Below are 25801 nucleotides of genomic sequence, written 5' to 3'. Positions count from 1 at the left end.
ATTCCTCCTAGAAGTGTAGTAAATGTCCTAATTTACTTTGTTTTGTTTTTAAATACTTTTCGTTCTCTTCTCGTGATTGCATTTGGATCGGCACACGATCAACAATTTCCAAACCATACCCCTTTAATCCTTTCATTTTTCGAGGATTGTTCGTTAACAGTCGAATTTGGCTAATCCCTAAGTCTTTTAAAATTTGAGCGCCAATCCCGTACTCTCGTAAATCGGCCCCAAAGCCAAGCTTCTCATTCGCTTCAACCGTATCGTAGCCTTCCTCTTGAAGCTTGTACGCTCTTAGCTTGTTCAAAAGTCCAAGTCCGCGACCTTCTTGACGTAAATACAGTAACACTCCTGTACCTTCTTGCTCAATTTGGCTTAAAGCCGAATGTAGCTGAGGACCACAGTCGCAACGATACGAACCGAACACATCACCTGTTAAGCATTCAGAGTGAACGCGAACTAGAATTGGTTTGCTAGAGTCAATCGTTCCTTTTACTAAAGCGACATGCTCTTTGCCATCAATGACATTGGAATATCCCACAGCTCGGAATTGGCCAAATTCAGTTGGAAGTTCAATTTCCACTTCTCTTTGAATTAAGCGATCTTCGCGATTACGATACTCAATTAAATCTTTAATCGTAATCATTTTGACATTCAGCTTATTGGCAATCTCTTTTAACTGCGGTACACGTGCCATGCTGCCATCTTCATTCATGATTTCACAAATAACCCCTGCTGGTTTTGCGCCTGATAGTATGGCCAAGTCAACAGCTGCCTCCGTATGACCTGCACGCTTCAGTACCCCGCCTTTTTTCGCTATTAGCGGAAAAATATGACCTGGACGTTTAAAATCAGCCGCTTTTGATTCTGGATTGAGCATTTCTAAAATCGTATCCGAACGCTCAAAGGCGGATATCCCTGTCGTAGAGTTTTTATGATCAATACTTACAGTAAAGGCTGTCCCATGCGGATCCGTGTTTCTAGCAACCATCGGCATGAGCTCGAGCTTCTGAGCTAACTCCTCTTCGATTGGAACACAAATCAGCCCTCTACCATGTGTGGCCATTAAATTGATGACCTCAGGGGTTGTTTTTTCCGCTAACGAAATGAAATCTCCTTCGTTTTCTCGGTCTTCATCGTCACAAACGATGATGACTTTTCCATTCTTTAAGTCTTCCAATGCTTCTTCAATCGAATTAAACATATCTTTTCCTCCTTATTTAAACCCATTATCCTCTAGAAATTGAGCCGAAAGAGAAGAACTCTTTTGAATGGTTTGAGTTGCTTGTTTGGATAAAAAGTGTGAAATGTACTTACTAATCATATCGCACTCAATATTCACGATATCCCCAGCCCCTTTTCGCCCGATAATCGTTTCCGATAACGTGTGTGGAATCAATGAAAGAAGGAAACTCGTTTCTGACACACCAAAAACCGTTAAACTAGTTCCGTCCACTGTAACAGACCCTTTTTCGATTATATAGTGTAAAAGGTCACTCGATACTTCTATCTCGTAATACACAGCATTGGCAACCTCTCTCTTTTCTTTAATCACTCCGAGACCATCCACATGCCCCGACACGAAGTGACCACCAAACCGTCCGCCAGCTGCCATCGCCCTTTCCAGGTTCACATGGGACCCTGGTTCCACATCTCGCAAGCTGGTCGCCTTAATTGTCTCCGGCATCACATCTACTGTGAATGCGTTAGACGTGAAAGAAGTGACCGTTAAACAAACTCCATTCACGGCGATACTGTCGCCAAGCTTTACATCCGTGAGAATATGATTGGCCTCAATCGTTAGCACCGAAGATTGCCCTGTATTCTTTGTATTGGTTACCAGTCCAATTTCCTCAATAATCCCTGTAAACATTTTTCTTGCCTCCTTCCTTAGTCAAGCTACTTATGTCGCTCATTTTACCTTTTCCTACTTGTAGCATTTCCGAAAATCTCGGGATTCTCTCGTGTAAGACCATATCCATTGCTTATGACTGATGGAGACCGAATTTTCATCCATAAGGTCATAAACAAGCTTTTATGACCTAAAGCATTCCCTTTTTAAAAGCGCACATGTCATAAACCATAGTTTATGACCTTTTAACCTGAATCTTCAAATGGCAACAAGTCATAACCACTCTTTTATGACCTTTTGCCTCAAATATTCCTTCATGATGGAGTCATAAACAAAAACAAAACCCCGCACCAATTAAGGAACGGGGTCAGAAAAAAGCCAATGTCAAATAAAGGTCTAAAAATGGGTACACTTCACCCATACACATAAACCAAAATTTTTTTCCTTCTCCCATCCAGACTTTAACTGTCGGCTCTGGAGTTTCACCAGATCCACCGTTTGAATGAACACTCAAACGGGTCACGGACTAAGAAGCTCTTGCTTCATCACCGCCGGTTGGGAATTGCACCCGACCCCGAAGGAATACTATTTAAATTGCTCTCATTATACCCTAAACATTCCGCAAATGAAAAGCTAAAACTCTTACAGACACAATATTGTTTTAAAATCAACCAATCCTACTTTTCGCTTTTCCAGCACGTTTTTAGTAATATATAGATTATTATATGTGTTAAAGAAGTGAAGGAGGAAATAAGATGGAGCTTGTCATAGTGGAAGAAGTTCAAAAAGAGCTAAACCGTCTTGCGAACCAAGATGTGTATATACATTTAGAAACGACAAATGGAGCGTATGCGACTCATAATGATGAATCCTTTTTTTCCTCAGGGGCATTTATTCGCAATGCACTGGTGAAATACGAGATTGGTCAAATCAAAGGAAATGGTCCTTATCGCATTGGCTTGAAGCTGAATATTGGCTGGGTTTATGCAGAAGGAATTACTCATTTTGAAGTAGATGATCAAAATAGATTATTAATGGCTGGACACGATTATCAAGGAAAACTAGCAGTTGCTTTCCAAATCAGTCCAACACCATTTGAGTAGAGAGGAGCCATCATGGAAAAAGAACGTCAAATTTTAGTCATTTTCCCTCATCCTGACGACGAGGCATTTGGTGTTTCAGGCACCCTTGCTTTGCATATTCAAAACGGGACACCTGTCACATATGCTTGCTTAACACTTGGTGAAATGGGGCGCAATTTAGGGAATCCACCGTTTGCAACAAGAGAATCGCTCCCGCATATTCGTAAAGTGGAACTTCAAAATGCAGCCAAATCGATTGGAATCCAAGATTTACGCATGCTTGGATATCGCGATAAAACGGTAGAGTTTGAGGATCCTGAAAAACTGGCCGATCATATGGGGGAAATCATTGCCGATGTGAACCCGTCCTTAATCATCACGTTTTACCCAGGATATTCCGTACACCCTGACCACGATGCAACGGGTGCTGCAGTTGTAAACGCGGTCGGTCGATTAGCTCCAGAAAAAAGACCCAAGCTGCACTGTGTCGCTTTTTCTAAAAACTCGTTGGAGGAGCTTGGAGCACCGGACATCGTAAATGATGTTACTGCAGTATCTGATCAGAAAATTGCCACGATCCAGGCTCATGCGTCACAAACGCAATTAATGATTCAAAATATGGCTGAAAAGCTTAAAGCAAATGATCCCGACATGATTGCTTGGGTTAATAACGAACGTTTTTGGACGTATAAATTTTAAAAACAATGCCCACAGGATTTCTAGCCTGTGGGCACTTTCTTTATCTGTAAACTTCTTCCGCCTCAAGTACTTCTTTTAACTTCTGTAACTGTCCGCCATCTTCATTTTTAATAATTTTGACTAGCTGTTTTTTCGTAAGGAAGCTTAAAAATCCCCCTGTTTTCACTTCGGCCACCATCTCTACCTGGGTACCTTCCTCAATGGCCGAAAATGTATAGTGATAAAGGATTTCTACTCCATTTGAAGTGCTTTTTGAAGTAAAGGCCGTTGGTCGATTGAACATGGTTATATGAACTTCCGCTTGTATACGTCTTCTTCTGACTAGCCTTGTTTCTAAGAATCGGCTTCCATGTCCAACTGGTCATTAGACAATTTCTCCATATCCGTCACAAACGGCAATAGAGTTGTGGCATTTTCTAGGTTTGATAGATAACTAAATACTTCTTCGATCGGTCGGTGAATGATCTCACTTACTCGAAAATCAGCCATTTATAATCACCTCGGGACGATTGTTTGTCCTTATTATACTAAAATACCGTAAAATATCTGTCGAAAATATTCACAAAATCTCCCTTTTCATTTGAAAAAGTTTCGCTTATGATTGTAGTGAGTGATTACTCACTTTTATTTTAAGGAGGGATTCACATGAATCCAATTGTCCAAATTGAACAGGTGACAAAGCACTTTGGAAAGCAAGAAGTATTAAAAGGAATTAGTTTAAATATTAACGAGGGAGAAATTTTCGGATTACTTGGTCCATCCGGCGCGGGAAAAACCACCCTCGTGAAGCAGCTTGTGGGCCTTGAGCTCCCTTCAACTGGGAAAAACAAAGTATTTAGCGTCGTGATGCCTTCACTTGAAATCATTTCAAAAATCGGTTATATGGCTCAGTCGGATGCCTTGTACGGAGAACTAACGGCAAGAGAAAATCTTCAATTCTTTGCTTCTTTATACGGAATAAATGGAGCCCGTCAAAAGGAAAGAATTCAAGCTTGTATGGAGATTGTTCAGCTAACTGACCATATCAATAAACCAGTTTCCAATTACTCAGGAGGAATGAAGCGCCGCCTCTCACTTGCAATTGCCCTTATCCATGAACCAAAGCTATTAATTTTAGATGAACCTACGGTCGGGATTGACCCTGTGCTTCGGAAAAGCATTTGGGAATCCTTTTATGAGTTAAAAAAGCAAGGAGTAACCATTATTGTCACCACACATGTCATGGATGAAGCAGAAAAATGTGATCGATTAGGGATGATAAGAGACGGACACTTAATCGCTGTCGGTACTCCACAAGCACTAAAAGAAAGCATGAACAGTACGAATCTTGAAGATGCCTTTTTGAGCTACGGAGGTGGGAACTGATGCGCGTCATGGCCCTTGTAAGAAGAATTTTAAAACAAATTGTTCGTGATAAACGAACGATGCTACTGCTCATTATGGCTCCCATTCTTGTTTTAACGATGCTTCATCTCGTCTTTAATGGAGATAGCTACTCACCAAAGGTTGGTTTTGTTGATCTTCCCACTCCCCTTGTAGAACAGCTCGATGATGATGAAGCGGCCATCACCCTATACGATACAACCGACGAAGCAAAGACGGCCTTAAAGAAACGAGATATTGATGGATATGTGAATATGTCAGGAGCAACGATGAAGTGGTTACAGGAGTCACTGAAGTCAATGCAACCTGACTCCTCCGCTGCTATGCTTGAGGTCAACTATCTCCACGGTTCAAGCGAGATGAGCCAGTTTGACTCGTTTGGGCCCGTGTTGCTCGGATTTTTTATCTTCTTTTTCGTATTCCTTATTGCTGGAGTATCCTTTTTACGAGAACGAACGACCGGAACGCTGGAAAGGCTGCTTTGTAGTCCTCTTCGAAAATGGGAAATCGTGGTTGGTTATGTGATCGGCTTTGGAATTTTCACGATGATACAAGCGACCATTATTGCCTCCTATGCCATCTATGTTCTTGGAATGATGATGGAGGGTGCGTTTATTTATGTGCTTGTCATTACCTTACTCTTATCTTTGACCGCTTTAACATTAGGGGTATTGCTTTCAGCCTTCGCAAACAATGAATTGCAAATGATTCAGTTTATTCCGCTTGTCATCGTTCCACAGATCTTTTTCTCTGGATTGTTTAATCTTGAGACGATTTCAGATTATTTAAGCTGGATTGGCCCACTCACTCCCTTATACTATGGAGCTGATGCCTTAAGAAATGTTATGATAAGAGGGTATGGGTGGGGTGATATTTCATTTGATTTGCTTATGTTAGCAGGATTTTCACTTCTTTTCATGGTTTTAAACATCCTTGCCCTAAAAAAATATCGTTCTATTTAACAAGGAGTTTATATGTCAGATAATCATATGATTGATGAGATTATAGATAAAAACGAGAATCTTACCGAAAAACAAAAGCTCATTCTCGAAGCTGCTATTGAATCCTTCGCAGAAAAAGGCTATGCCGCTACTTCCACGAGTGAAATCGCAAAGAAGGCAGGTGTAGCTGAAGGCACCATTTTCCGCCATTATAAAACAAAAAAAGATCTCTTGTTATCGATTGTTGCCCCTATGATGGCAAAGCTGATTGCACCGTTTGTGATAAAAGACTTGAATAAAGTGTTGAACCAGGATTTTGAAAGCTTAGAAGATTTTTTGCGGGCAATGATTCATAATCGGGCCGAGTTTCTAAATGCAAACATTCCCTTGTTCAAAATTGTCCTTCAAGAAATTCCTTTTCAACCAGAACTTCAAAAGCAATTCAAAGAGCATATTGCGATTAAGGTTTACGAAAGAATGGAAGCTATTATCAAGCATTATCAAGAGGCTGGCCAATTGATTGACCTTCCTCCATATCAAGTCGTTCGAATGACAGCTTCCAGTATTTTCGGATTCCTGATCGGGCGCTATCTTCTATTTCCCGAGCTAGATTGGGACGATGAACAAGAAATCGAAGCAACGATTCAATTTATTTTGCATGGATTAGCACCAGAAGAAAAGGCTTGAGGGTTCATTCCCCAAGCCTTCCTGTTTTACTCAGCTAACGCTTGTAGGATCGCTTCTCCTACACCGCTTTCGTCATTTCTCAATGTCACATGCGTGCATTGTTCTTTAATATCGTCATTGGCATTGCCCATGGCTACTGATCGACCCACCACTCGAAACATGGATAAGTCATTATAATTATCGCCAACCGCCATCGTATCTTGTAAGGCAATTCCCTTTTCTTCTACAAACTCAGCTAATGCAATCCCCTTTTGTGCTTGTGTGTTCATCAACTCTAGATTTCCAAATGCTGAAGAGGTCACTTCAAGATGATCAATTTGCTTAAGCTTTTCCTCGACCTCATCTAAAAAGCTGTGATCCTTATGGAATACTAATAGCTTATAAATGGTTTTTTCTCCGTTTAAAATTGGCTCATAGCTATCCACCATATGAATCAAGCCTTTCTCATATCGATGTTGAGCTTCTTCTTCCACTAGCTCTCTTGAAAGCTCAGGATTCGCAGTCGTAAAGATGTCGATAATGATATCAACTCCCTTATCATAATCGACTGTATAAGTACCTTCACTTGTATAAATTTCGTAGTAAATGCCGACTTGATTTAACACGTCTGCTGCTTGTTTTGCGATCTTGTGATCTAGCGGATGAGCCTTGACGACTTCGCCTTCTTTTGTTCGTATCTCTGCCCCATTGGCACAAATAATCGGTAGCTGTAAGCCAGACTCCTGTAAAACTGATATAGCCTCTTCATAGGAACGACCCGTTGCAATAACGACTTCTACTCCTGAATTCAGCGCCTTTTGAATCGCCTCGCGGTTCTTTTCGGATACTTCCTGCTTTGAGTTTAATAATGTTCCATCCATATCACTAGCGATGCATTTAATCATAATCGGTTCCACCTCTATATGTATTTACTGCCTTCACGAATACTGAGCTTAGATAAAGACGTGCGTTCAATAAAATTCTTTACACTGCTCGGATTCGTTTTTGAGTATTCACGCAATGCCCAGCCAATCCCCTTTTGTATAAAAAACTCCTTGCTGTCGGCGTTTTCTCTACAATAACGATACAAAAGCTCTTCATTTGTATTCTTTTTATATTTTAATTGAAAAAGAATTGCTGCACGCCTTAACCATAAATCATCACCATACGCCCAATTATCAATCGTTTCTTTAATTACTTCTGGATGATCGGCTGCTATTTTTCCGACTGCTTTGGGACCGAGGACATCAACAGTGTCCCACCATGACTTGGTGGTGATGAGCTTTTCAATTCCAGGCAGATGCCTTTTTTCCAGCTTTTTTAACGATTTTTCCATATAATCAAGTGCAGCTGCTTGAAACTCCCTTTCTGGAAGGGCCCATACCTCTTTGACAAACTCTTCATTATATGGCTGTTTTAATAAACCGGTTTCCTCAAAAAACTGCTTCATAAGCTCACGTCTTAATGGCGTTTTGATTCCTAGAAAAGGAAACTGGTTTCGCATATATTTTTCCATATAATAAGCATTCTCGCGATTTCCATTCGCTCGAAATAATTTTGTTAGGATGAGGATCTCTTTCATACAGTGCTCCTTTATAGTGACATAACTTTATTGTAAGAGTTTTTTTGTAAATTTTCCAACAATGCAACTGTAAAAATTTATTAAAAGGCCGAAACTCACGAAAGTAGGGGTGCCGTTTTGAAGTGCTTTTCTTAAAATACGTGCTGAAATCAACAATAGTAATAAGCGGAGATTTTCCGGTTAGATGCAGATTGGAGCTCGTTTCGGGGTAAATAAAGGGAGGATTTCCGCTTATGCAACGTAAAACCTCCCCTTTTCCATTTTTTCGAGCCAATAGACGGAATCTCTCCGGCTATTTAAGCTTTTTTTAATAATAATTACTTATTAAGCGGAACTTCTCCGGCTATTTATCAGTTTGGATACTTAGCCTGAACTCTCATCTGTTAGTGCGGACTCTCTTGAACCTAGATGCGGGAATCAGCCATCTTTTCTTATGATTCGACCATTTGTCCACCATTTACATGCAACACTTGACCGGATACATACCTGGAATCATCTGAAGCTAAATACACATATGTTGGCGCCAGCTCAAAAGGCTGTCCGGCACGCTTCATTGGGTTATCTACCCCAAACTTCATCACCTCTTTGGCGGAAAAGCTTGCCGGAATCAGCGGGGTCCAAATCGGTCCTGGCGCTACCGCATTCACCCGAATCCCCTTTTTCACTAATGATAGAGATAAGGATCGTGTAAAAGTAACGATAGCCCCCTTCGTTGAGGAATAATCTATGAGTTTCTTATGTCCGTCGTAAGCTGTGATCGAAGCGGTGTTAATAATCGAGCTACCGTACTGTAGATGAGGCAAAACCGCTTTTACTAAATAGAAAAAGGAAAAAATATTCGTTTGAAATGTGTTTAACAACTGCTCAGCCGTAATATCGAGGATACTTTTTTGAACGAACTGAACCGCATGATTGTTTACTAAAATATCAATTTTCCCAAATGCTTCAAGAGTTTTGTCTACGACCACTTGCGCACTTTTCTCCTCTCGTAAATCGATGGGTACCAAAAGGCTTTCCCCACCAAGCTCCTGAATTCTTTTCTCAGTGATTTGTGCATCCTGGTGCTCATCGAAGTAAACAATGACAACCTTTGCTCCCTCTTTCACAAAAGAATAGGCAACGGCCCGACCAATTCCACTATCTCCTCCTGTAATAATCGCTACCTTTCCACGAAGTTTTCCGGATCCTTGGTAGGCTGGATGTTCGGAAATAGGAAGAGGAATCATCTCATATTCAAAACCAGGCTGACGCGGTTGCTCCTGGGGCGGGAAGGCAATCGGAACATTTTTTGTTTCTTTCATCATTCCGTAATATGGGTATACAGGGTACATCGTTCTCCTCCTCATAAGGTCTGACACCTATATGATATTCTTCCTGAGGTTTTTCTGTTCATAGAAAAAGGCACGAACCCAGATGAGTTCATGCCTGTTCAGTCTTAGCTATCTTCCACCGCATTGGAAGCTGCTGATTCTTCTTAAATCCGTACCATAATAAACCCAACGTCTGTTTCTCCAACGGTAGCCGGCAATGGAATCTCTTCCAACATACGTTGGATAGAACCAGAAGCTACGACCGTTATTTAACCAAATATACGTGAAGCGGAATCGACATCTTCTAATGGCACCAGGGTCAACCGCGAAAGGAGAAAAACCTTGTTGCGGTGTGTAAGAAGGCGGTGGGCCTGATGGTGGACCGTATTGGTCACCTCCGCCGCCGCCAAATGGTGGGAAGCCTCCTCCAGGAAAGTCGTCATCCCCTCCTGGGAAGCCCCCTCCTGGGAATCCGCCACCGCCTGGAAATCCGCCGCCCGGGAAGCCCCCTCCAGGGAATCCGCCACCGCCTGGAAATCCGCCGCCCGGGAAGCCTCCTCCAGGGAATCCGCCGCCGCCTGGAAATCCGCCGCCCGGGAAGCCTCCTCCAGGGAATCCGCCGCCGCCTGGAAATCCGCCCGGGAAGCCTCCAGTTGTTGGCTGTTGTCGGTCATTTGAAATATAATTCGGATGATAAAAGTTCACGTTCATACCCCTCTCTACATACATCTCGTTGTAATGTATGCAAAACGCCTACGAGGGGTGAGTGGTCATTTATTTTTCCTCGAGCTGATGAATTATATCTTGAACCTGTTCTGTCAGTTCATTGACCTTTTCAAAGTTCATAGCACCTGTATAAATTTGTTCTAGTTCTTGATTGTACTCATTTGATTCCTTTAAAAATCCCATCGCTTGATCCATCATATTTTTATAGGCTGCTTTATGATTGGATATCTCTTCTTCGAAAATTTCATCCGTTCCACTAGCTATGACGGAGCCGTACATATCCACAATCTCGTCTCCATCGCGACTTGGAAAATATTCATGCGGTGCCGTACTGTCAAAGATGGCAATTCCCAGCTCCCTAACAATGACCATATCTAGACTATTTGGATCAAATCCACAATGATATACTTCTACATCTAATCCACGGACTTGTGCTTCTTCAGCAATTTTTCTTAGCATCGTTGATTTCCCAGATCCTGGTCTTCCTTTAATAAAATACCTTTTAGCCACATCCTCTGTTAAATTAGGAACATGGTCAACTGCTCCATCCGGAGTAGCTGCACCTAAAAATCGGTGCTTTACCGTTGATTCTTTATTTAAGGTCATATTTCCATAAAACTGTAATACTAATTTTCTAGTTAAATCATCTGCTTTCTGGAAATCCATCGCTTCAATATAGATTTTTTCCCAATTATCATGAATGCTTAACGCTTCGGCAAAGTGCTCATACGCTTTTTGTTTGGCATTACCTGCTAGCATAGACAATCTCAGAATTGGATCTTTTTGTTCTGTTAGTTTACTTGAGTCCCAGCCTTCTCCTAGGTTTACGTATTCCTCTATTGCACCCATTGCCCTTGGGGTAATCGTATAGAAACTCGAACCGTTCACGATTCCCACCTTGAGCTCTGGAATGATCACACCATCAACAGAGGAAGTATCTAGCGGACAATGCATGTATTCCACTTGATAATCTCTTCCCGCCCAGTATTCTCCCACTTTCTTCATAAGTGTTGATTTTCCTGTTCCTGGTGCCCCTTGCAATATAAAAACCTTCTGTAAATCTTTTAAACAGTCATCAAATAAACTATGAAAACCCTTAGCTGTATTTCCGCCAGCATAGTAGTTTCTAATACTCCCAGCCATCCGCACACATCCTTTGCTGAAAATTCATACGTGGAGCATTAGAAATATATGCGTTTCTCTCCTTGTCTTAGCACATAATCTAACATAGTGGATGACCCCAAATGATTTTTACTTATTCATTCGTAAGTTCGGCTAATTTCCCACCTGTAACAAAAAGTAAGTCTTGCAGCTTCAGCTCCATTTGGACTCCGATTTTCCCACCGCTCACGATGATCGAAGATAACTCTTCTGCACTCTCGTCAACTACAGTTGGGTACTGTTTTTTCATCCCTACGGGTGAACACCCGCCACGAATATAACCTGTCCATTTTTGAATATCCTTGACGGGGATCATCTCTATTTTTTTCTCACCACATGCTTGCGCCCCTTTTTTCAGGTTTAACTCTTTCTCAACAGGAACAATAAAAACATACAGTTGCTTGCTCGCACCTTGGGCAACAAGCGTTTTATACACCTGCTTTGGATCTTTTCCTATCTTTTCTGCCACAGACACTCCATCAATTTTCCCATCATGTGAATCGTACGTGATTAATTCATAGTCGATTTTTTTACTATCTAGAATTCGCATTGCATTGGTTTTTGCCTGCTTCGCCATACACCGCACCCTTTTTATTTTTTAGGCTTTTTTCTTAAACCTTGTTGCTTTTGGATCATAATTGTAACAATTGTGCTAAGTTTCCGCAGAAATAAGCATAAATTTAATAAGAAAAAAGCTTGTAAACTAAATCCCTAAGCGCAAAATAGCTATTTCCTCGTTAAAATCGGCTTTAAGATTTTAACAATAATCTTTACCAAAACACCCATTTTTTATGATACGAAAAAAGACAGGGAGATACAATTCCCTGCCACTGAAGGTGTATTTAATAACGGAATATTGGTGTTTTCCTCTCAACTACTTCTCGACCGATTGAAATATACGTGATATCCGCTTGTTTCGCTTGTTCAAGCTTATAACAATTTCGACCGTCAATAAGGAGTGGTTCGCTCATCATTCGTTTGTACTTGTCGAGTGGAAAATCCTTAATTTCTCCCCATTCCGTCACAATGCATACTAAATCTGCTTGCTCTATAGCGTTTTCTATCGTTTTCGAATAGTGGATTGTATTTTGATATCTCTTTTTGACATGATGAAGAGCAATAGGGTCGTACACCCGGACATGGGCCCCTGCTTCTAATAAATCATCCATTAATGGAATAGAGGGAGCGTCCCTTATATCATCTGTATTTGGTTTAAAGGAAAGACCCAAAACAGCAACGGTTTTTCCTTTAACCGTCCCCATACGGTCCACCGCTTTTTCAAAAAGAAGGGACTTTTGCTTTTCATTCACCTTTATAACGGATTGGAGAATTTGAAACTCGTATCCGTACAGACTTGCCACATTTTCTAATGCTTTCGTATCCTTTGGAAAACAGGACCCACCAAAACCGATTCCTGCCTTTAAAAAAGGCGTACCAATTCGACTGTCCATCCCCATTCCAAGTGCAACATCCTCTACATTTGCACCCGCATATTCACAAAGCTTTGCTATTTCGTTAATAAATGAAATTTTTGTCGCTAAAAAGGTATTGGACGCGTACTTAACCATTTCAGCACATCGTCTACTCATATGAACAATTGGAATCTGAAGAGGTTGAAAGATTTTCTCCACTTTCTCCTTGGCATCCTTGTGATTGGAACCAATTACAATTCGGTCACCGTGAAACGTATCATAGATGCCCGAACCTTCTCGCAAGAATTCAGGGTTTGAGACTACATCAACAGACACACCTTTCTCGTCAAATCTTGCTTGGATCTGATCATTCGTACCAATGGGGACGGTGCTTTTTGTTACGACAATTTTATGTGAATTGATATGTTGTGCGATGGTTTCTACAGCTTGTTCTATGAACGTTAGGTCTGCCGCTCCATCTTCTTTTTGTGGAGTGCCAACTGCTAGAAAAATCACTTCGGATTCCTTATAAGCTTGCTTTGCATCTGTTGAAAAGTGGAGCCTTTTTGCGATAAGCTGCTTTAACAGAAGCTCTTCTAAACCTGGTTCATAAATTGGACATTGCCCCGCTTTAAGCATATTGATTTTTTGTTCATCACGATCAAAACAAACCACCTCATGCCCTATTTCAGCTAAGCATACACCGGTGACCAATCCAACATACCCTGTCCCGCATACGGTAATTTTCATCCAGACCACCCCCACTGATATCTACTCTGTCTTATTATCAGTATAGTTTGTATGAGTGGAGAGAATTGCTAAGATCGTGTTAAGAAATTGAAAAGACCATATCGAGTGGATATGGTCTTTTCGAGCAGTATTATGTCAAACGATATACCCTTGTTTCAAATGGTTTTAATGTAAATCCGTTGATGTTTTCATGTTGATCCATCTCATAATTCGCTAATAACAGCTGATTGTGTTTTAACTCTAATCCGTCTACAGCAAAGCTTGCTTCTTCCCCTGTTAGATTCGCTAAAACCACGACCTTATCGTTTTCGCTTTCTCGTGTGTACACGTAAATTTGTGGATCTTCTTCTAATAGAAGCTCATATTTACCGTACGTAAACACTTCATTGTTCTTTCTCAGTTGAATCATTTTTTTATAAAAGGAAAGGATAGATTGTTCGTCCTCTAGCTGTTTTTTTACATTAATTTCTTTATAGTTTGGGTTCACCTTCATCCAAGGTGTTCCTGTTGTAAATCCAGCTTCGTGCTCATCTGACCATTGCATAGGTGTACGGCTGTTGTCTCTTGAAGTGGCCCAAATGATATCCATAATATCCTCATGTGAAACCCCTTCTTCACGCTTCAAACGATACATATTCTTAACAGCCACATCATCATAATCATCTATACTTGCAAAGTGGACATTGGTCATTCCTATTTCTTGACCTTGATAAATAAATGGTGTCCCCTGCATCAAGAAATACATCGCGGCCATACTTGTTGCACTTTCGTACCAGTATTCTTTGTCGTTCCCCCATGTGGAGACAATTCGCGGTTTATCGTGATTTTCAATAAACAACGCATTCCAGCCGTCGTTTTCTAATCCCTTTTGCCAGCGTGTGAGCACTTTTTTCAAGCCTAAAATATCAAGACCTTTGGCAGGATCGGTATCCCAAAGATCCAGATGCTCAAACTGGAATACCATGTTCATTTTACCCTCTTCTTCTCCTACCCAAAGATGTACTTCGTCTACTGACACCCCATTTGCTTCTCCTACCGTCATCACATCATATTTTCCGTACGTCTTCTCTTGCATCTCGGAAAGGAATTCATGAATTCCTTCCTGGTTCATATGCATGTTAAAAGAAGAAACGTATTTCTTATTTTCGGGATTTGGCATATCCGGGAATTCTGGACGTTTTTTAATATGGCTAATCGCATCTATTCGGAACCCATCTATACCTTTGTCTAACCAGTAATTCATCATACTATAGACAGCATCACGAACCTCCGGGTTTTCCCAATTCAAGTCAGGCTGTTTAGTTGAAAACACATGCAAATAGTATTGCTGTGTTTGCTCATCGTATTGCCAAGCAGAACCTCCGAAAATACTTTCCCAGTTATTCGGCTCTGCCCCATCTTTCCCATCCCGCCAAATATACCAATCGCGCTTCGAATTGTCCTTTGATTGACGTGATTCGATAAACCATTGATGCTCATCACTTGTGTGATTAGGGACCAAATCAATAATTAGCTTCATTCCACGATCATGAACGGCAGCTAAAAGAGCATCAAAGTCCTCCATCGTCCCGAAGTCTTCCATAATGTCTTCGTAATCAGAAATATCGTATCCATTATCGTCATTCGGTGATTTATACATGGGACAAATCCAAATCACATCAATCCCAAGATCTTTTATATAATCAAGGCGCCCAATGATTCCCTGTAAATCGCCAATTCCATCTCCATTTGAATCCTGGAAGCTTCTTGGATAAATCTGATATGCCACGGCTTCCTTCCACCATATCTTCTTCATACATTACCCCTCTGACATTCTATTTTTTCATGCTATAAATTACTTTTTTAGTGCGCAATCGTTTGCATAAAATGAGATAAAAAATAACCTATTAAAAGGTTGCGCTGTTGTTTATAGTTTAATGCCTACATGGAATTTACGCAATACTGATTTCTTTTTTGCTCCGTTGCGAATGAACCATTTCAATTAACCACCCCACTTAACCCAAAAAATCATCTGGCCGTCCTAAAAAACGGCCAGTTTCCCATTTAAGATTCACTCATCAATGATTTATGAATAAAAATGGCTGCTTGAAGACCTTCTCCCATCGCAACAGTCACTTGCTCGGAATGAGCGACCACATCACCTGCTGCCCATACATGTTTGATATTGGTCATTTTGGAACGAGGGTCAACAAGGATATGTTTATTTTCCATGCGTTCCACTCCCAGTTGAGCAGCAAGCTCGGAACGTACCTCGTTGTTTCCAAATGCGACAAATCCGTGGTTTGAAACTAACTGAGTTCCATCTGCCAAGGTGACACCTTGAAACTGGCCGTTATTCTCCTGTACCTGATCAATCGCCTGTTCATAGTACTCAATATTCTCCTTTTTAAGCTGTTTAAGTAGTTTTTCATCCACTTCTTTTCGCTCGTGATTTACATAAACTAGCTTTTTTGACCAAAACAATAAAGTCAACGCCGCATTGGCTCCAACATTACCAGAGCCGATCACAATACATTCCTCGTCTTTAATTTCGTATCCATCACAATCAGGACATATATACACACTCTGACCTAGGCACGGGTACAGCTCAGGGATAGGCGGAATCCGGTCCATAACGCCAGTTGCAATTAACAATCTCTTTGCCTTTTTCTCGTCTCCATGATGAGTGGTTACATGAAAGACCTCTTTTTTCTTCTCCACCTTTTCCACCTTTTCTAGTAAAAACTCGACTCCATACTGCTTTGCCTGTTTCTCCCCAATCGACCGTAAATACTCCCCGCTCACCCCGGATGGATAACCGAGTACATTGTGATAGCTTCGGCACAGAGTAGACCGGCCATCTCCGGAATCAATCACGAGCACTTTATACATATATCTTCCTAACTGTATGGCACACTGTAATCCAGCAATTCCTCCACCGATAATCACGCAATCATACATCACTGTTTTCTGCTCCTTTCTACCTCCTTACCTTGCCCAACTACCACGTATTTTTTGCTATAAAAGAAGAAAAAGCTGACCCACTAAGGGCCAACTTTCACATAATTGCCTTTTGTTGTTGTGTACGTACTAAATCTGCATAAAATCCGTTTTGTTTCAGAAGCTCTTTGTTCGAACCTTTTTCAATCACTTGACCATCCTTTAATACTACGATTAAGTCTGCATTTTGAATCGTGTTAAGGCGGTGGGCAATCACAAAGGTGGTTCGGCCCTTCATCAGTCTTTCTAACGCCTCAATAATTTTCATTTCCGTAATCGTATCAATGCTGCTTGTCGCCTCGTCTAGAATCAACAGAGCTGGGTCTGCTAATAACGCACGGGCAATGGATAGCAACTGTCGCTGTCCGTGACTAATTCCTGCTCCCTCCCCGTTTAGCACGGTATCGTATCCATGGGGAAGCTTCATGATAAAATCATGCGCATTTGCTTCTTTCGCTGCTTGGGCCACCTCTTCATCAGTAGCATCTAGACGACCAAATCGAATATTTTCTCGAACGGTTGATTCAAAAAGGATGGAATCCTGTAAAACAAAACCAATTTGCTTTCTTAAGCTGTCTCGTGTAATTTCCTTGCTATCTCTTCCATCAATCCAAATCGTACCCTGATCACTGTCATAAAACCGAGCAAGCAAGGAAATCACCGTCGTTTTGCCCGCTCCCGTTGGTCCAACTAATGCAACCGTCTCACCAGCTCTTGCTTGAAAACTGACATCCCTTAATGTCGCAAGGCCCTTATCATAGGAAAAGCCAACCTGATCGAATACAATTTCTCCATGCAAACGATCAATCGATATTGCATTCCCTTCATCCACCTGTTCGTCTTTTTCATCCACGATTTGAAACACACGCTCAGCACCAGCTACAGCCGATAAAATCATGTTGAACTGGTTGGCGAGATCATTTAATGGTCTCGTGAACTGCCTAGAGTATGTAGTAAAGGTAACAATAATACCGATCGAGACCGTCCCCTTAATGGCAAGAATTCCACCAATCCCAACAATGATCGCAAAGCTGACGTTATTTAGCATGTTCATCAGTTTCGGAATAAAACCTGAGTATGTTTGTGCCCAATAATTTGATTTCTTTAACGCATCGTTTTTCTCCGCAAATTGCCCAATGACTTTTCGTTCTTGCGAGTACATTTTTACAATTTTTTGACCAGACAGTGTTTCCTCGATAAAACCGTTCATATCACCGAGTGTTTTTTGCTGCTCCCTAAAAAACCTCCCTGTTCGGTTCGTAATCCATTTCAGTCCAGCAAACATGACAGGAACGATTGTTAATGTTAATACCGTTAGCAACGGGCTCAGCCATAACATCATGGCAACCGTTCCTATAATTGTTAATGTGCTTGTCACCACTTGTAAAATAGCTGTGTTTAATGTTCGACTAACATTTTCCATATCATTTGTTAAGCGGCTCATAAGCTCCCCATGCTGACGCTTCTGGAAAAAGGAAATAGGAAGCAGATGTAGCTTTTTAAAAAGCTGGTTTCTCATTCGAAAAACAATTTCTTGAGCGATTCCAATCATCCAATAGTTTTGGAAAAATAGGGCCCCTGATTGCAAAAGAAAGACGATGATGACTCCAAATAACAATAATAAAAATCGTTCTTTATTGGTTCCCGCTATCACATCGTCAACCGCCACTCCTAATAGATAAGGACCAATCAAGGAAAAAACAGAACTTGCAATTACCATAAAAAGAACCCAAGAAAGCAGGGTCTTTTCTTTGTTTGCGTAGCCAAGAACCCTAAGCAGTGTTCCTTTCATATTCTTTGCTTTTGGCTTTGTTTGAGGTTTATGCAAGCTGCTCCATCTCCTTTTGCATCTGGGACTTGTAAATTCTACGGTAGCTGTTACTTTCTTTTAGCAATTGTTCATGCGTCCCTTTTGCGACTAATCGGCCTTCTTCAAGAAGAAGAATTTGATCGGCTTTTATAACTGAACTAATTTTTTGAGCTATGATAAATGTGGTACATGCTTGTTCCTTAATCGAGGCTAGAATATTCGCCTCTGTTTTGGCATCAAGCGCACTCGTACTATCATCCATTAACAAGATACTTGGCTGTCTTACAATTGCCCGCGCGATGGAGAGACGTTGCTTTTGACCACCTGATAAATTTACCCCACGCTGTCCTACCATGGTTTCGTATTGATGTGGGAGAGTCATGATGAACTCATGAATTTCTGCCTTTTTTGCAGCTTCTATGATCTCATCAAAAGTGGCATTCTCCTTCCCCCAGCCAATATTCTCTTTTACTGTCCCCGTAAATAAATGGGCTTCTTGCGGGACCATTCCGATTTGCCTCCGCAATTCTTCCTTCTCATACTTAGTAATATCCTCATCATCAATCGTAATTTGTCCTTCAGTTGCCTCAAACAAACGAGGAATTAACTGAAATAAGGATGTTTTTCCTGACCCTGTTTCCCCTAAGATTCCAATTCTTTGACCTGCCTCGGCCGTAAAGCTAATGTTATCCAGTGTTGGCTTGAGCGATTGTGGATAGTGGAAACTCACCTGTTGGAATTCCACTCTTCCGTCTATGATTTTTCCTGTTGAAGAAGTCTTTAGCTGTTCAGCATTTGTCTCTTGTTCAAGTATTTCAACAAGCCTTCCTGAAGACGCTTGTGCCCTTGAGTAATTCATCATAACAAATGAAAAAACGGTAAAAGCAAACATAATTTTCGTTCCATAATTCAGAACAGCGACGATTTCTCCCGCTTGTGCCCCACCCATATCCATCTGAAGAGAGCCAAACCAAAGAATGATCACCATCGCAACATTCATTCCGAACATAAGAATAGGCATGGTCATCTCCATGATTTGAAGGGCTTTCTTATTATCTTCTCTTAGCAGCTTGTTTACCTTTTCGAACCGTCCCTGCTCATGGTTACCTCTTGTAAACGCTTTAATAAGCCGGATACCTACTAAATTTTCCTGAATGATACTGTTCACTGTATCAAGCTTTTTTTGAACAAGTTGAAAAAGAGTGACTCCCTTTCGAATAAGTGTCAAAACAATCACCAATAAGAGAGGAACGGAAATAAGCAGAATAGTAGCAAGCTTCACGTTTACCGTGAACGCCATAATCATACCACCCAAAATAAACAAAGGAGCTCGGAGTGCAATTCGTAAGCTCATAAAAAGAAAGTTTTGTATTTGAGTTACATCGTTTGTAAGCCTCGTAATTAAGCTAGAAGTGGGAATTTCCTGAAAGTCCTTAAAGGCAAATTGTTGGATCTTTTCAAACAAGTCTCTCCTAAGATCGTAACCGACCCCTTGACCTACTTGCGAGGAGTAAAAGGAGTTTATAATTCCTGCAACAAAGGCGATAAAAGAAAGAAGTAAGAGAATGCCTCCCCATAGGTAAACAGGACTCATGTCTCCGTTTGTAATGCCTTCATCAATGATTTTTGCCATGAGTAAAGGCTGTATAAGCTCCACTACCAACTCAAAGCCGGTAAGTGATAAAGCGATGATCGTTGCATATTTATAGGGAAATATATATTTAAAAAGCTTCTTCATGGCGGATCCCTCCATTTCCATTACAGAAAAACCTACAAATTATTTAGCTACCCTTAATATTTTAATTGTAACATATTAATAGAGTGTACAAAATATTCAATCATCTTTTATGGCAAACAAAAAAGCCTTATGCAGGCTCTTCAAGTAAGGGCTATTGATTTTTTTGAATTCCGAATCTAGCGTTAATTTGGCCACGAAGCATTTTGTTACGGAGTTTTTCATCTTTGGCTAAATTATTTTTCTTAATCATATCCTGCCTAATTTCATACGTTCGAACGCCTTCTTCTCGCTTATTCGCTATTTCTATTAGCGTTTCTACATCAGAGAATGAATACTTTCGGTTTCCTCGTTCAGACCGCTCAGGGAAAATGAGCTTTCTTTCCTCGTAATAACGGATTTGCCTTTCGGAAAGTCCTGTTAATTCACTAACTACACCAATCGTTATGACTTTTCGACTTTTATATGATGTATCTTCCCCCATGGTTTATTCCTCCGTTTCCCACACCGTTTGCTTCTAGATTATACCATTACCTTACACAATAGACGTCTAACCTGTAAGATTTTCTAACAAGTTTTAAATATGCTGTTAATTAAACTAACACTCGAGGTGATAAGTACTTCCATTCCGCTTACAATAACGTTAATACCAATCAGAAAGGATGAACTCCCCATGGCGCTTCTAAGAGAAATGGTTGAGAAAAGGCGAAAAGAGTATGAGAGTTTCCTAACAAAAGCCGGTGCCCTCACAGTTCGTAAAGACTCAGCTGATTTCACTCTTACCGAAATGGAAGAGGTCTATAGAAAATGGGTAGCATCAAGAAAGAAAAAGGAAAGGAAGAATGATGATGAAAACTGAAGATGCGATTACCTTAGCCAAGAAGATTATTGAACTAGATCTACTTCGAGACGAAATCTGGGAGAGTCTAACAAGTGAAGCTGGTGAAAAAGCTTATGAAATTCTTCGAAACGTTCAAAATAGTTAAATCAAAAAGCCTGCTGACATGAATCAGCAGGCTTACCTTTTTTCATACTTATACAAGCAGCTATCGTAAGCTTTGTGGTACATATACGCAAAACGGTTCACTTGCTAAGTAGTCCCCTGTCATAGCATATGCTCTAGAACGGGAACCTCCACAAATTTGACGGTACTCACACATTCCACATTTTCCTTTGTAGAGGTCTGGATTACGGAGTTCCTTTAAGACTGGTGATGTTCGATAAATATGATCTAACCGATTCTCACGGATATTCCCGACTTTTATTGGCAGCAAGCCGCTCGGATACACATCTCCGGTATGAGAAACAAAGATAAATCCATTTCCATCATTCACACCCTTTGGCGCTCGCTTTAAACCATCTCGGATTCTGTTCTGATCCATCGTCATGGTATCTTCGTAGCAAATATGACCTGTTTCAATTTTATGCTCTTTCATTTTTTGCTGAAGAACCACACGCCGATAATGCTGCGCTGCCGTTGTTTTAATATCATATGGGACTCTTTTACTTAAGTCGTACAACCACTTAAATACCCTTTCGTGTTCAAGCGGCGTTAAACAATCATCCACTTGGCCTCTTCCCGTAGGTACAAGTAAAAAGATATACCACATCACCACATCAAGCTCTTCCATTAGCTTGGCCATTTGCTCAAGATGGTCATAGTTATAACGCGAAATCACTGTGTTGATTTGAAGCGGCATGTTTAACTCACGCAAGTACGCCACTTTCTCAAGTGTTAAGTCAAATGAACCAGGAATGCCACGGAATTGGTCATGGATCTCAGCAGTCGGTCCATCCAAGCTAAATCCCCACCTTGATAACCCCACCTGCTTTGCTAGTCTCATCTTCTCCTTTGTCACATTGACCGTGGCACTAGGAGTCATAGAAACTCGCATTCCTTTTTTAACCGCATAATCTGCTAGCTCCAGTAGATCGTCGCGCATCATACAATCACCACCACTAAAAACTAGCATTGGGTTGTTCATTTCATAAATTTCGTCGATTAAAGCGATCCCTTCTTCATGGGTTAACTCATTTGGGTCTGGCGTCAGCTGTGCGTCCGCTCGACAGTGCACGCACTTAAGCTGACAAGCTCTCGTTACTTCCCATATGACAATAAACGGATTTTGGCTGTAATCAACAGGAACATGTTTCCCATGCATCGTATCACCTAACCATCTTTTTAATTTTTCAATGTTCTCATTATAGGAGTTAACAAACTCGTTGAATCATCCATATTGTTACAATCCTCTTACACTTGCTACTTTCTATTAAGAATTCGTTGTCGTATAGTGAAAGTAGCTGATTATTTCAAGGAAAAAGGAGAAAACCCATGCTATTACCTTGTCTTACTGATGTGTTAACATTCACCAAACAGCTCGTTCAAATTGAAAGTGTCGTCAATACAGATGGAGAAAAAGTCATCTCACATTCATTGCATACACTCCTGACTTCATTTCCTTATTTTCAAGAAAACCCTTCACATCTCGTCATTGAACCAACCATTGATGATGATTACGAAAGATATAATGTTCTTGCCTTTGTAAAAGGAACAAAAGGAACAAGCAGCCGCACGGTCATTCTAATGGGGCATGTGGATACCGTTGGGATAGATGATTTCAATCAATTAAAAGGCCTTGCTTGTTATCCTGACGATCTAGCTGAAGCTTTAAAGAAAGAAAACTTAGCTGAAGAGGTAAAGGAACAGCTTGAATCTGGGGACTGGCTCTTCGGTAGAGGCACTCTGGATATGAAGAGCGGACTTGCGAGCCACCTTTATCTACTAAAATACTACTCCGAACATCCTGAAGAGCTTGATGGAAATCTGGTCTTCTTGGCAGAATGTGACGAGGAGGACAGTTCAAACGGAATTTTATCATCGTTAAAAACATTAAAAAGATGGAAAACGGAGCATCACTTCGACTATGTTGCAGCGATTAACGCTGATTTCGTAGCTCCACGATTCAAAGGGGATCAAAATCGATACATATACAAAGGAACTGTCGGAAAGCTCCTGCCTTCCTTTTTCATCACCGGTGCAGAAACACATGTCGGAGCTTGCTTTGAAGGATTAGACCCCAATTTTTTAGCAGCCGAGTTAACGCAGCAAATCAATTATAATCCGGAGCTTTGCAACGAGGCGTTAGGGGAAACGACCGTCCCTCCTGTATCTCTAAAACAAATGGATATGAAGCCTTCATATGACGTACAAACCGCCTTAGCTGCTTATGTGTACTATAACTTTTTTATTCATTCGTGGACGCCAAAGGATGTCATCGACAAGCTGACCGAACAAGCGACCATTGCTTTTGATCGTGCCTTACGTACATATGAGGAGCGCTATAAAAATTATTGTAAAATTAGCGGAGAAACTTACCGACCCCTTCCATGGAAAACACGAGTGTTTACTTATGAGCAGATGGAAGAAAAGCTGCTTGCTGATCATGGGGACACGTACAAAGAACATATGAACCAATTTAAAGACCGACTGCAGGAAGACAAATCATTGGATAGCCGGATGTATGCCGCGCGTGTAGTAGAGGAAGCATGGAAATGGATGAAGGACAAGAGCCCTGCCATGATATTGTTTTATTCATCATTGTATTCACCAAGAATTGAACTAACAGGGAAAACATCTGATGAATCCATCCTTATTGAGGCACTTGATGATGCAGTTGCTGAAGTACAGCCAGACTACCCATATCCGATCGTCACACGTAACTTTTTCCCTTATATCTCTGATATGAGCTTTGTTGCATTAAGCGATGATGATGCAGGCCTACAAGCAGTCACAAACAACAATCCAAGCTGGGGACGGAAGCACTATATCAATTTCCAAGATATACGAGATATTAATGTTCCTGTCATCAATATCGGACCATACGGAATTGACGCACACAAACGATTAGAAAGACTCGAAATGACCTACTCCTTAGAAGTGGTTCCCACACTAACCAAACGAGTGATTGAGGGCGTATTAAAATAGGCGAGGGTTCTTCCCTCGCCTGTTTTGTTATCTGTATTTATACACGACTGCCTCGTATGGACGAAGCTTGATCGAAGTCACATCCGGCTTCTCTGGCTGCTCATAATTGCTGATTAGTACTTCTACATCACGGCAAATCATATCTTCTGGTAGCTTAAACACCGGTCGATGATCAGAGAAATTCAGGATTACCAACAGCTTTTCTTTTTTAAGCGTTCTCGTATAGGCATAGATTTGTTCATGATCATCAAGAAGTAAATCATATGTCCCATACACGATAACATCATTCTCTTTTCTTAATTTGATCAGCTTTTTGTAGTAATGGAAAATTGAATCCGGATCAGCCATTGCTTGTTCCACATTCACTTCTTTGTAATTTGGATTTGCAGCGATCCATGGCGTTCCCGTTGTAAAACCAGCATGTTCACTAGCATTCCACTGTACCGGTGTTCGCGCATTGTCCCGACCTTTCACATAAATGGACTCCATTACTTTTGCTTCATCTTCGTTGTTATCTTTAACCTTTTCGTTATACATATTCAATGTTTCAATATCTTTATACTCTTTTATGGTGTCAAATTTGACATTTGTCATGCCAATTTCCTCACCTTGATAAATATAAGGAGTTCCTTGTAGAGTGTGAAGGAAGGTAGCAAGCATTTTTGCTGATTCTACTCGATACTTCCCGTCATTCCCAAATCGTGAAACCATACGAGGCTGGTCATGATTGTTTAAGTACAAGCTATTCCAACCTTCCCCTTCAAGTCCCTTTTGCCATTTAGTAAAATTGTCTCTCAAGTCTTTTAACTTCAACGGACGCAAATCCCATTTCCCACCTGGTCCTGAATCAAGATCCATATGTTCAAATTGAAACACCATATTTAGCTCATTTCGATCTGAACCGGTATAAAGCTTCGCCTGCTCCACATCTACACCTGGCGTCTCACCTACCGTAACGACACCTTTTGAAAGCACCTCTTTATTCATTTCCTGTAAATACTCATGTATTTTAGGGCCATTAAAGAAATACTCTGCACCTGAAGCATACTTTTTTCCTTCTAGATTCGGTGCATCCTGATATCCTGCTTTAGAAATTAGATTGATTACATCCATTCGGAATCCATCAACACCCTTGTCAATCCACCAATTCATCATATCGTACACTTCTCTGCGAAGCTTTGGATTTTCCCAATTTAAATCAGGCTGTTTTTTACTAAATAGATGGAGAAAGTATTCGTCAGTGGTTTCATCATACTCCCATGCTGAACCACTAAAAAATGATTCCCAATTCGTTGGCTCTTTGCCATCCTTTCCCTTGCGCCAAATATAATAATTCCGGTATGGATTGTCCTTGGACTTTTTCGCCTCAAGGAACCATCGGTGTTCATCTGATGAGTGGTTTACTACAAGGTCCATCATGAGCTTCATTTCCCGGTCATGCATCTCCTGAACTAAATGCTCCCAATCTGCCATCGTTCCAAACTCATCCATAATATCCTGGTAATCGCTTACATCATATCCATTATCGTCGTTTGGTGACTTATATACAGGAGACAGCCAAATGATATCAACACCGAGCTCCTTTAAATAATCAAGCTTTTCAATAATCCCTTGAAGATCACCAATTCCATCTCCATTGCTATCCTTAAAGCTTCGAGGATAAATTTGATAAACGACACTTTCTTTCCACCACGATTGATCCATATGTATTTCTCCTCTCATATGCACTGG

Annotated in this window: 26 protein-coding genes and 1 riboswitch; of the genes, 8 read left to right on the top strand and 18 right to left on the bottom strand. The window is 40.9% G+C overall.

Annotated features, from left to right (window positions below; all coding sequences use genetic code 11):
• Positions 1 to 7 precede the first annotated feature (7 nt).
• A complete protein-coding gene (locus ACQ5H4_RS08035; protein ID WP_430774440.1) occupies positions 8 to 1201 on the bottom strand; it encodes a bifunctional 3,4-dihydroxy-2-butanone-4-phosphate synthase/GTP cyclohydrolase II in 1194 nt (397 codons plus the stop codon).
• Positions 1202 to 1213: 12 nt separating this feature from the next.
• Complete coding sequence (gene ribE / locus ACQ5H4_RS08030; RefSeq protein ID WP_430774439.1) at positions 1214 to 1870, bottom strand: riboflavin synthase; 657 nt, start codon at positions 1868 to 1870, stop codon at positions 1214 to 1216.
• Between the two features lie 417 nt (positions 1871 to 2287).
• Positions 2288 to 2435, bottom strand: a riboswitch (FMN riboswitch).
• Between the two features lie 169 nt (positions 2436 to 2604).
• On the opposite strand from ribE, the gene ACQ5H4_RS08025 reads away from it, so the two are divergent.
• Positions 2605 to 2952 (top strand): YojF family protein, encoded by a 348-nt coding sequence (locus ACQ5H4_RS08025; RefSeq protein ID WP_119710310.1) that lies wholly within the window; start codon positions 2605 to 2607, stop codon positions 2950 to 2952.
• 12 nt (positions 2953 to 2964) lie between these two features.
• The gene (gene bshB2 / locus ACQ5H4_RS08020; protein ID WP_430774438.1) at positions 2965 to 3630 is read left to right on the top strand and encodes a bacillithiol biosynthesis deacetylase BshB2; all 666 of its coding nucleotides are present in this window, start codon (positions 2965 to 2967) and stop codon (positions 3628 to 3630) included.
• A gap of 40 nt (positions 3631 to 3670) precedes the next feature.
• Here bshB2 and ACQ5H4_RS08015 read toward each other — a convergent pair whose 3' ends face one another.
• Complete coding sequence (locus tag ACQ5H4_RS08015; protein ID WP_430774437.1) at positions 3671 to 3913, bottom strand: SRPBCC family protein; 243 nt, start codon at positions 3911 to 3913, stop codon at positions 3671 to 3673.
• A 50-nt stretch (positions 3914 to 3963) separates the two neighbouring features.
• Positions 3964 to 4119 (bottom strand): hypothetical protein, encoded by a 156-nt coding sequence (locus tag ACQ5H4_RS08010; protein ID WP_430774436.1) that lies wholly within the window; start codon positions 4117 to 4119, stop codon positions 3964 to 3966.
• Between the two features lie 156 nt (positions 4120 to 4275).
• On the opposite strand from ACQ5H4_RS08010, the gene ACQ5H4_RS08005 reads away from it, so the two are divergent.
• From ACQ5H4_RS08005 to ACQ5H4_RS07995, 3 genes are read left to right on the top strand one after another with little or no spacing between them, the layout of a single operon-like run.
• A complete protein-coding gene (locus ACQ5H4_RS08005) occupies positions 4276 to 4995 on the top strand; it encodes an ABC transporter ATP-binding protein (protein WP_430774435.1) in 720 nt (239 codons plus the stop codon).
• Positions 4995 to 5975, top strand: coding sequence for an ABC transporter permease (locus tag ACQ5H4_RS08000; protein ID WP_430774434.1), 981 nt, complete (start codon positions 4995 to 4997; stop codon positions 5973 to 5975). The genes ACQ5H4_RS08005 and ACQ5H4_RS08000 overlap by 1 nt, the downstream gene beginning before the upstream one ends.
• Before the next feature lie 12 nt (positions 5976 to 5987).
• On the top strand, positions 5988 to 6641 hold the full coding sequence (locus ACQ5H4_RS07995) for a TetR/AcrR family transcriptional regulator (RefSeq protein ID WP_430774433.1): 654 nt from the start codon (positions 5988 to 5990) through the stop codon (positions 6639 to 6641).
• A gap of 26 nt (positions 6642 to 6667) precedes the next feature.
• Here the strand turns inward: ACQ5H4_RS07995 and ACQ5H4_RS07990 are convergent, their stop codons facing one another.
• From ACQ5H4_RS07990 to ACQ5H4_RS07935, 12 genes are all read right to left on the bottom strand, one after another.
• Complete coding sequence (locus ACQ5H4_RS07990) at positions 6668 to 7525, bottom strand: Cof-type HAD-IIB family hydrolase (RefSeq protein ID WP_430774432.1); 858 nt, start codon at positions 7523 to 7525, stop codon at positions 6668 to 6670.
• A gap of 14 nt (positions 7526 to 7539) precedes the next feature.
• Positions 7540 to 8202 (bottom strand): DNA alkylation repair protein, encoded by a 663-nt coding sequence (locus ACQ5H4_RS07985; protein WP_430774431.1) that lies wholly within the window; start codon positions 8200 to 8202, stop codon positions 7540 to 7542.
• 431 nt (positions 8203 to 8633) lie between these two features.
• A complete protein-coding gene (locus ACQ5H4_RS07980) occupies positions 8634 to 9533 on the bottom strand; it encodes an SDR family oxidoreductase (RefSeq protein ID WP_430774430.1) in 900 nt (299 codons plus the stop codon).
• Positions 9534 to 9641: 108 nt separating this feature from the next.
• The gene (locus ACQ5H4_RS07975) at positions 9642 to 10217 is read right to left on the bottom strand and encodes a hypothetical protein (protein WP_430774428.1); all 576 of its coding nucleotides are present in this window, start codon (positions 10215 to 10217) and stop codon (positions 9642 to 9644) included.
• Positions 10218 to 10286: 69 nt separating this feature from the next.
• Positions 10287 to 11381, bottom strand: a complete 1095-nt coding sequence (locus ACQ5H4_RS07970) for a PRK06851 family protein (RefSeq protein ID WP_430774427.1) — start codon at positions 11379 to 11381, stop codon at positions 10287 to 10289.
• Between the two features lie 112 nt (positions 11382 to 11493).
• The gene (gene ybaK, locus ACQ5H4_RS07965; protein ID WP_430774426.1) at positions 11494 to 11976 is read right to left on the bottom strand and encodes a Cys-tRNA(Pro) deacylase; all 483 of its coding nucleotides are present in this window, start codon (positions 11974 to 11976) and stop codon (positions 11494 to 11496) included.
• A gap of 265 nt (positions 11977 to 12241) precedes the next feature.
• Positions 12242 to 13561 (bottom strand): UDP-glucose dehydrogenase family protein, encoded by a 1320-nt coding sequence (locus tag ACQ5H4_RS07960; protein WP_430774425.1) that lies wholly within the window; start codon positions 13559 to 13561, stop codon positions 12242 to 12244.
• A 130-nt stretch (positions 13562 to 13691) separates the two neighbouring features.
• On the bottom strand, positions 13692 to 15356 hold the full coding sequence (locus ACQ5H4_RS07955; protein ID WP_430774424.1) for a glycoside hydrolase family 13 protein: 1665 nt from the start codon (positions 15354 to 15356) through the stop codon (positions 13692 to 13694).
• A gap of 248 nt (positions 15357 to 15604) precedes the next feature.
• Positions 15605 to 16501, bottom strand: coding sequence for an NAD(P)/FAD-dependent oxidoreductase (locus ACQ5H4_RS07950; RefSeq protein WP_430774653.1), 897 nt, complete (start codon positions 16499 to 16501; stop codon positions 15605 to 15607).
• Between the two features lie 97 nt (positions 16502 to 16598).
• The gene (locus tag ACQ5H4_RS07945; RefSeq protein ID WP_430774652.1) at positions 16599 to 18332 is read right to left on the bottom strand and encodes an ABC transporter ATP-binding protein; all 1734 of its coding nucleotides are present in this window, start codon (positions 18330 to 18332) and stop codon (positions 16599 to 16601) included.
• 28 nt (positions 18333 to 18360) lie between these two features.
• On the bottom strand, positions 18361 to 20088 hold the full coding sequence (locus tag ACQ5H4_RS07940; RefSeq protein ID WP_430774423.1) for an ABC transporter ATP-binding protein: 1728 nt from the start codon (positions 20086 to 20088) through the stop codon (positions 18361 to 18363).
• Between the two features lie 151 nt (positions 20089 to 20239).
• Positions 20240 to 20569, bottom strand: a complete 330-nt coding sequence (locus ACQ5H4_RS07935) for a MerR family transcriptional regulator (RefSeq protein WP_066057067.1) — start codon at positions 20567 to 20569, stop codon at positions 20240 to 20242.
• A 189-nt stretch (positions 20570 to 20758) separates the two neighbouring features.
• On the opposite strand from ACQ5H4_RS07935, the gene ACQ5H4_RS07930 reads away from it, so the two are divergent.
• Together ACQ5H4_RS07930 and ACQ5H4_RS07925 are read left to right on the top strand one after the other, a co-directional pair.
• Positions 20759 to 20944, top strand: coding sequence for a hypothetical protein (locus ACQ5H4_RS07930; RefSeq protein ID WP_430774422.1), 186 nt, complete (start codon positions 20759 to 20761; stop codon positions 20942 to 20944).
• Positions 20934 to 21071 (top strand): hypothetical protein, encoded by a 138-nt coding sequence (locus ACQ5H4_RS07925; protein WP_430774421.1) that lies wholly within the window; start codon positions 20934 to 20936, stop codon positions 21069 to 21071. Before ACQ5H4_RS07930 ends, ACQ5H4_RS07925 begins: the two co-directional genes overlap by 11 nt.
• Before the next feature lie 60 nt (positions 21072 to 21131).
• On the opposite strand, the gene ACQ5H4_RS07920 is transcribed toward ACQ5H4_RS07925, so the two are convergent.
• Positions 21132 to 22247, bottom strand: a complete 1116-nt coding sequence (locus ACQ5H4_RS07920; protein ID WP_430774420.1) for a TIGR04053 family radical SAM/SPASM domain-containing protein — start codon at positions 22245 to 22247, stop codon at positions 21132 to 21134.
• Between the two features lie 170 nt (positions 22248 to 22417).
• On the opposite strand from ACQ5H4_RS07920, the gene ACQ5H4_RS07915 reads away from it, so the two are divergent.
• Positions 22418 to 24070 carry a M20/M25/M40 family metallo-hydrolase gene (locus tag ACQ5H4_RS07915; RefSeq protein ID WP_430774419.1) on the top strand — a complete coding sequence of 551 codons (1653 nt, stop codon included), beginning with the start codon at positions 22418 to 22420 and terminating at the stop codon, positions 24068 to 24070.
• 27 nt (positions 24071 to 24097) lie between these two features.
• Here the strand turns inward: ACQ5H4_RS07915 and ACQ5H4_RS07910 are convergent, their stop codons facing one another.
• On the bottom strand, positions 24098 to 25774 hold the full coding sequence (locus tag ACQ5H4_RS07910) for a glycoside hydrolase family 13 protein (RefSeq protein ID WP_430774418.1): 1677 nt from the start codon (positions 25772 to 25774) through the stop codon (positions 24098 to 24100).
• Between the last annotated feature and the right edge of the window lie 27 nt (positions 25775 to 25801).

The organism is Bacillus coreaensis, assembly GCF_050586445.1.
In the GTDB taxonomy this organism is placed as follows: Bacteria; Bacillota; Bacilli; order Bacillales; family Cytobacillaceae; genus Robertmurraya_A; species Robertmurraya_A coreaensis.
This window is presented reverse-complemented; position numbering and strand designations above follow the sequence as displayed.

What these genes read in the sequence shown, in the direction of transcription:
- ACQ5H4_RS07945 (WP_430774652.1), bottom strand. Translation starts at nt 18,332, where the DNA reads ATGAAAGGAACACTGCTTAGGGTTCTTGGCTACGCAAACAAAGAAAAG.
- ACQ5H4_RS07940 (WP_430774423.1), bottom strand. Translation starts at nt 20,088, where the DNA reads ATGAAGAAGCTTTTTAAATATATATTTCCCTATAAATATGCAACGATC.
- ACQ5H4_RS07925 (WP_430774421.1), top strand. Translation starts at nt 20,934, where the DNA reads ATGAAAACTGAAGATGCGATTACCTTAGCCAAGAAGATTATTGAACTA.
- ACQ5H4_RS07910 (WP_430774418.1), bottom strand. Translation starts at nt 25,774, where the DNA reads ATGGATCAATCGTGGTGGAAAGAAAGTGTCGTTTATCAAATTTATCCT.
- ACQ5H4_RS07930 (WP_430774422.1), top strand. Translation starts at nt 20,759, where the DNA reads ATGGCGCTTCTAAGAGAAATGGTTGAGAAAAGGCGAAAAGAGTATGAG.
- ACQ5H4_RS07915 (WP_430774419.1), top strand. Translation starts at nt 22,418, where the DNA reads ATGCTATTACCTTGTCTTACTGATGTGTTAACATTCACCAAACAGCTC.
- ACQ5H4_RS07950 (WP_430774653.1), bottom strand. Translation starts at nt 16,501, where the DNA reads ATGTATGATTGCGTGATTATCGGTGGAGGAATTGCTGGATTACAGTGT.
- ACQ5H4_RS07920 (WP_430774420.1), bottom strand. Translation starts at nt 22,247, where the DNA reads ATGCATGGGAAACATGTTCCTGTTGATTACAGCCAAAATCCGTTTATT.
- ybaK (WP_430774426.1), bottom strand. Translation starts at nt 11,976, where the DNA reads ATGGCGAAGCAGGCAAAAACCAATGCAATGCGAATTCTAGATAGTAAA.
- ACQ5H4_RS08035 (WP_430774440.1), bottom strand. Translation starts at nt 1,201, where the DNA reads ATGTTTAATTCGATTGAAGAAGCATTGGAAGACTTAAAGAATGGAAAA.
- ACQ5H4_RS07955 (WP_430774424.1), bottom strand. Translation starts at nt 15,356, where the DNA reads ATGAAGAAGATATGGTGGAAGGAAGCCGTGGCATATCAGATTTATCCA.
- ribE (WP_430774439.1), bottom strand. Translation starts at nt 1,870, where the DNA reads ATGTTTACAGGGATTATTGAGGAAATTGGACTGGTAACCAATACAAAG.
- ACQ5H4_RS07960 (WP_430774425.1), bottom strand. Translation starts at nt 13,561, where the DNA reads ATGAAAATTACCGTATGCGGGACAGGGTATGTTGGATTGGTCACCGGT.
- ACQ5H4_RS08005 (WP_430774435.1), top strand. Translation starts at nt 4,276, where the DNA reads ATGAATCCAATTGTCCAAATTGAACAGGTGACAAAGCACTTTGGAAAG.
- ACQ5H4_RS07970 (WP_430774427.1), bottom strand. Translation starts at nt 11,381, where the DNA reads ATGGCTGGGAGTATTAGAAACTACTATGCTGGCGGAAATACAGCTAAG.
- ACQ5H4_RS07995 (WP_430774433.1), top strand. Translation starts at nt 5,988, where the DNA reads ATGTCAGATAATCATATGATTGATGAGATTATAGATAAAAACGAGAAT.
- ACQ5H4_RS07980 (WP_430774430.1), bottom strand. Translation starts at nt 9,533, where the DNA reads ATGTACCCTGTATACCCATATTACGGAATGATGAAAGAAACAAAAAAT.
- ACQ5H4_RS08010 (WP_430774436.1), bottom strand. Translation starts at nt 4,119, where the DNA reads ATGGCTGATTTTCGAGTAAGTGAGATCATTCACCGACCGATCGAAGAA.
- ACQ5H4_RS07990 (WP_430774432.1), bottom strand. Translation starts at nt 7,525, where the DNA reads ATGATTAAATGCATCGCTAGTGATATGGATGGAACATTATTAAACTCA.
- ACQ5H4_RS08015 (WP_430774437.1), bottom strand. Translation starts at nt 3,913, where the DNA reads ATGTTCAATCGACCAACGGCCTTTACTTCAAAAAGCACTTCAAATGGA.
- ACQ5H4_RS07935 (WP_066057067.1), bottom strand. Translation starts at nt 20,569, where the DNA reads ATGGGGGAAGATACATCATATAAAAGTCGAAAAGTCATAACGATTGGT.
- ACQ5H4_RS08000 (WP_430774434.1), top strand. Translation starts at nt 4,995, where the DNA reads ATGCGCGTCATGGCCCTTGTAAGAAGAATTTTAAAACAAATTGTTCGT.
- ACQ5H4_RS08025 (WP_119710310.1), top strand. Translation starts at nt 2,605, where the DNA reads ATGGAGCTTGTCATAGTGGAAGAAGTTCAAAAAGAGCTAAACCGTCTT.
- ACQ5H4_RS07985 (WP_430774431.1), bottom strand. Translation starts at nt 8,202, where the DNA reads ATGAAAGAGATCCTCATCCTAACAAAATTATTTCGAGCGAATGGAAAT.
- bshB2 (WP_430774438.1), top strand. Translation starts at nt 2,965, where the DNA reads ATGGAAAAAGAACGTCAAATTTTAGTCATTTTCCCTCATCCTGACGAC.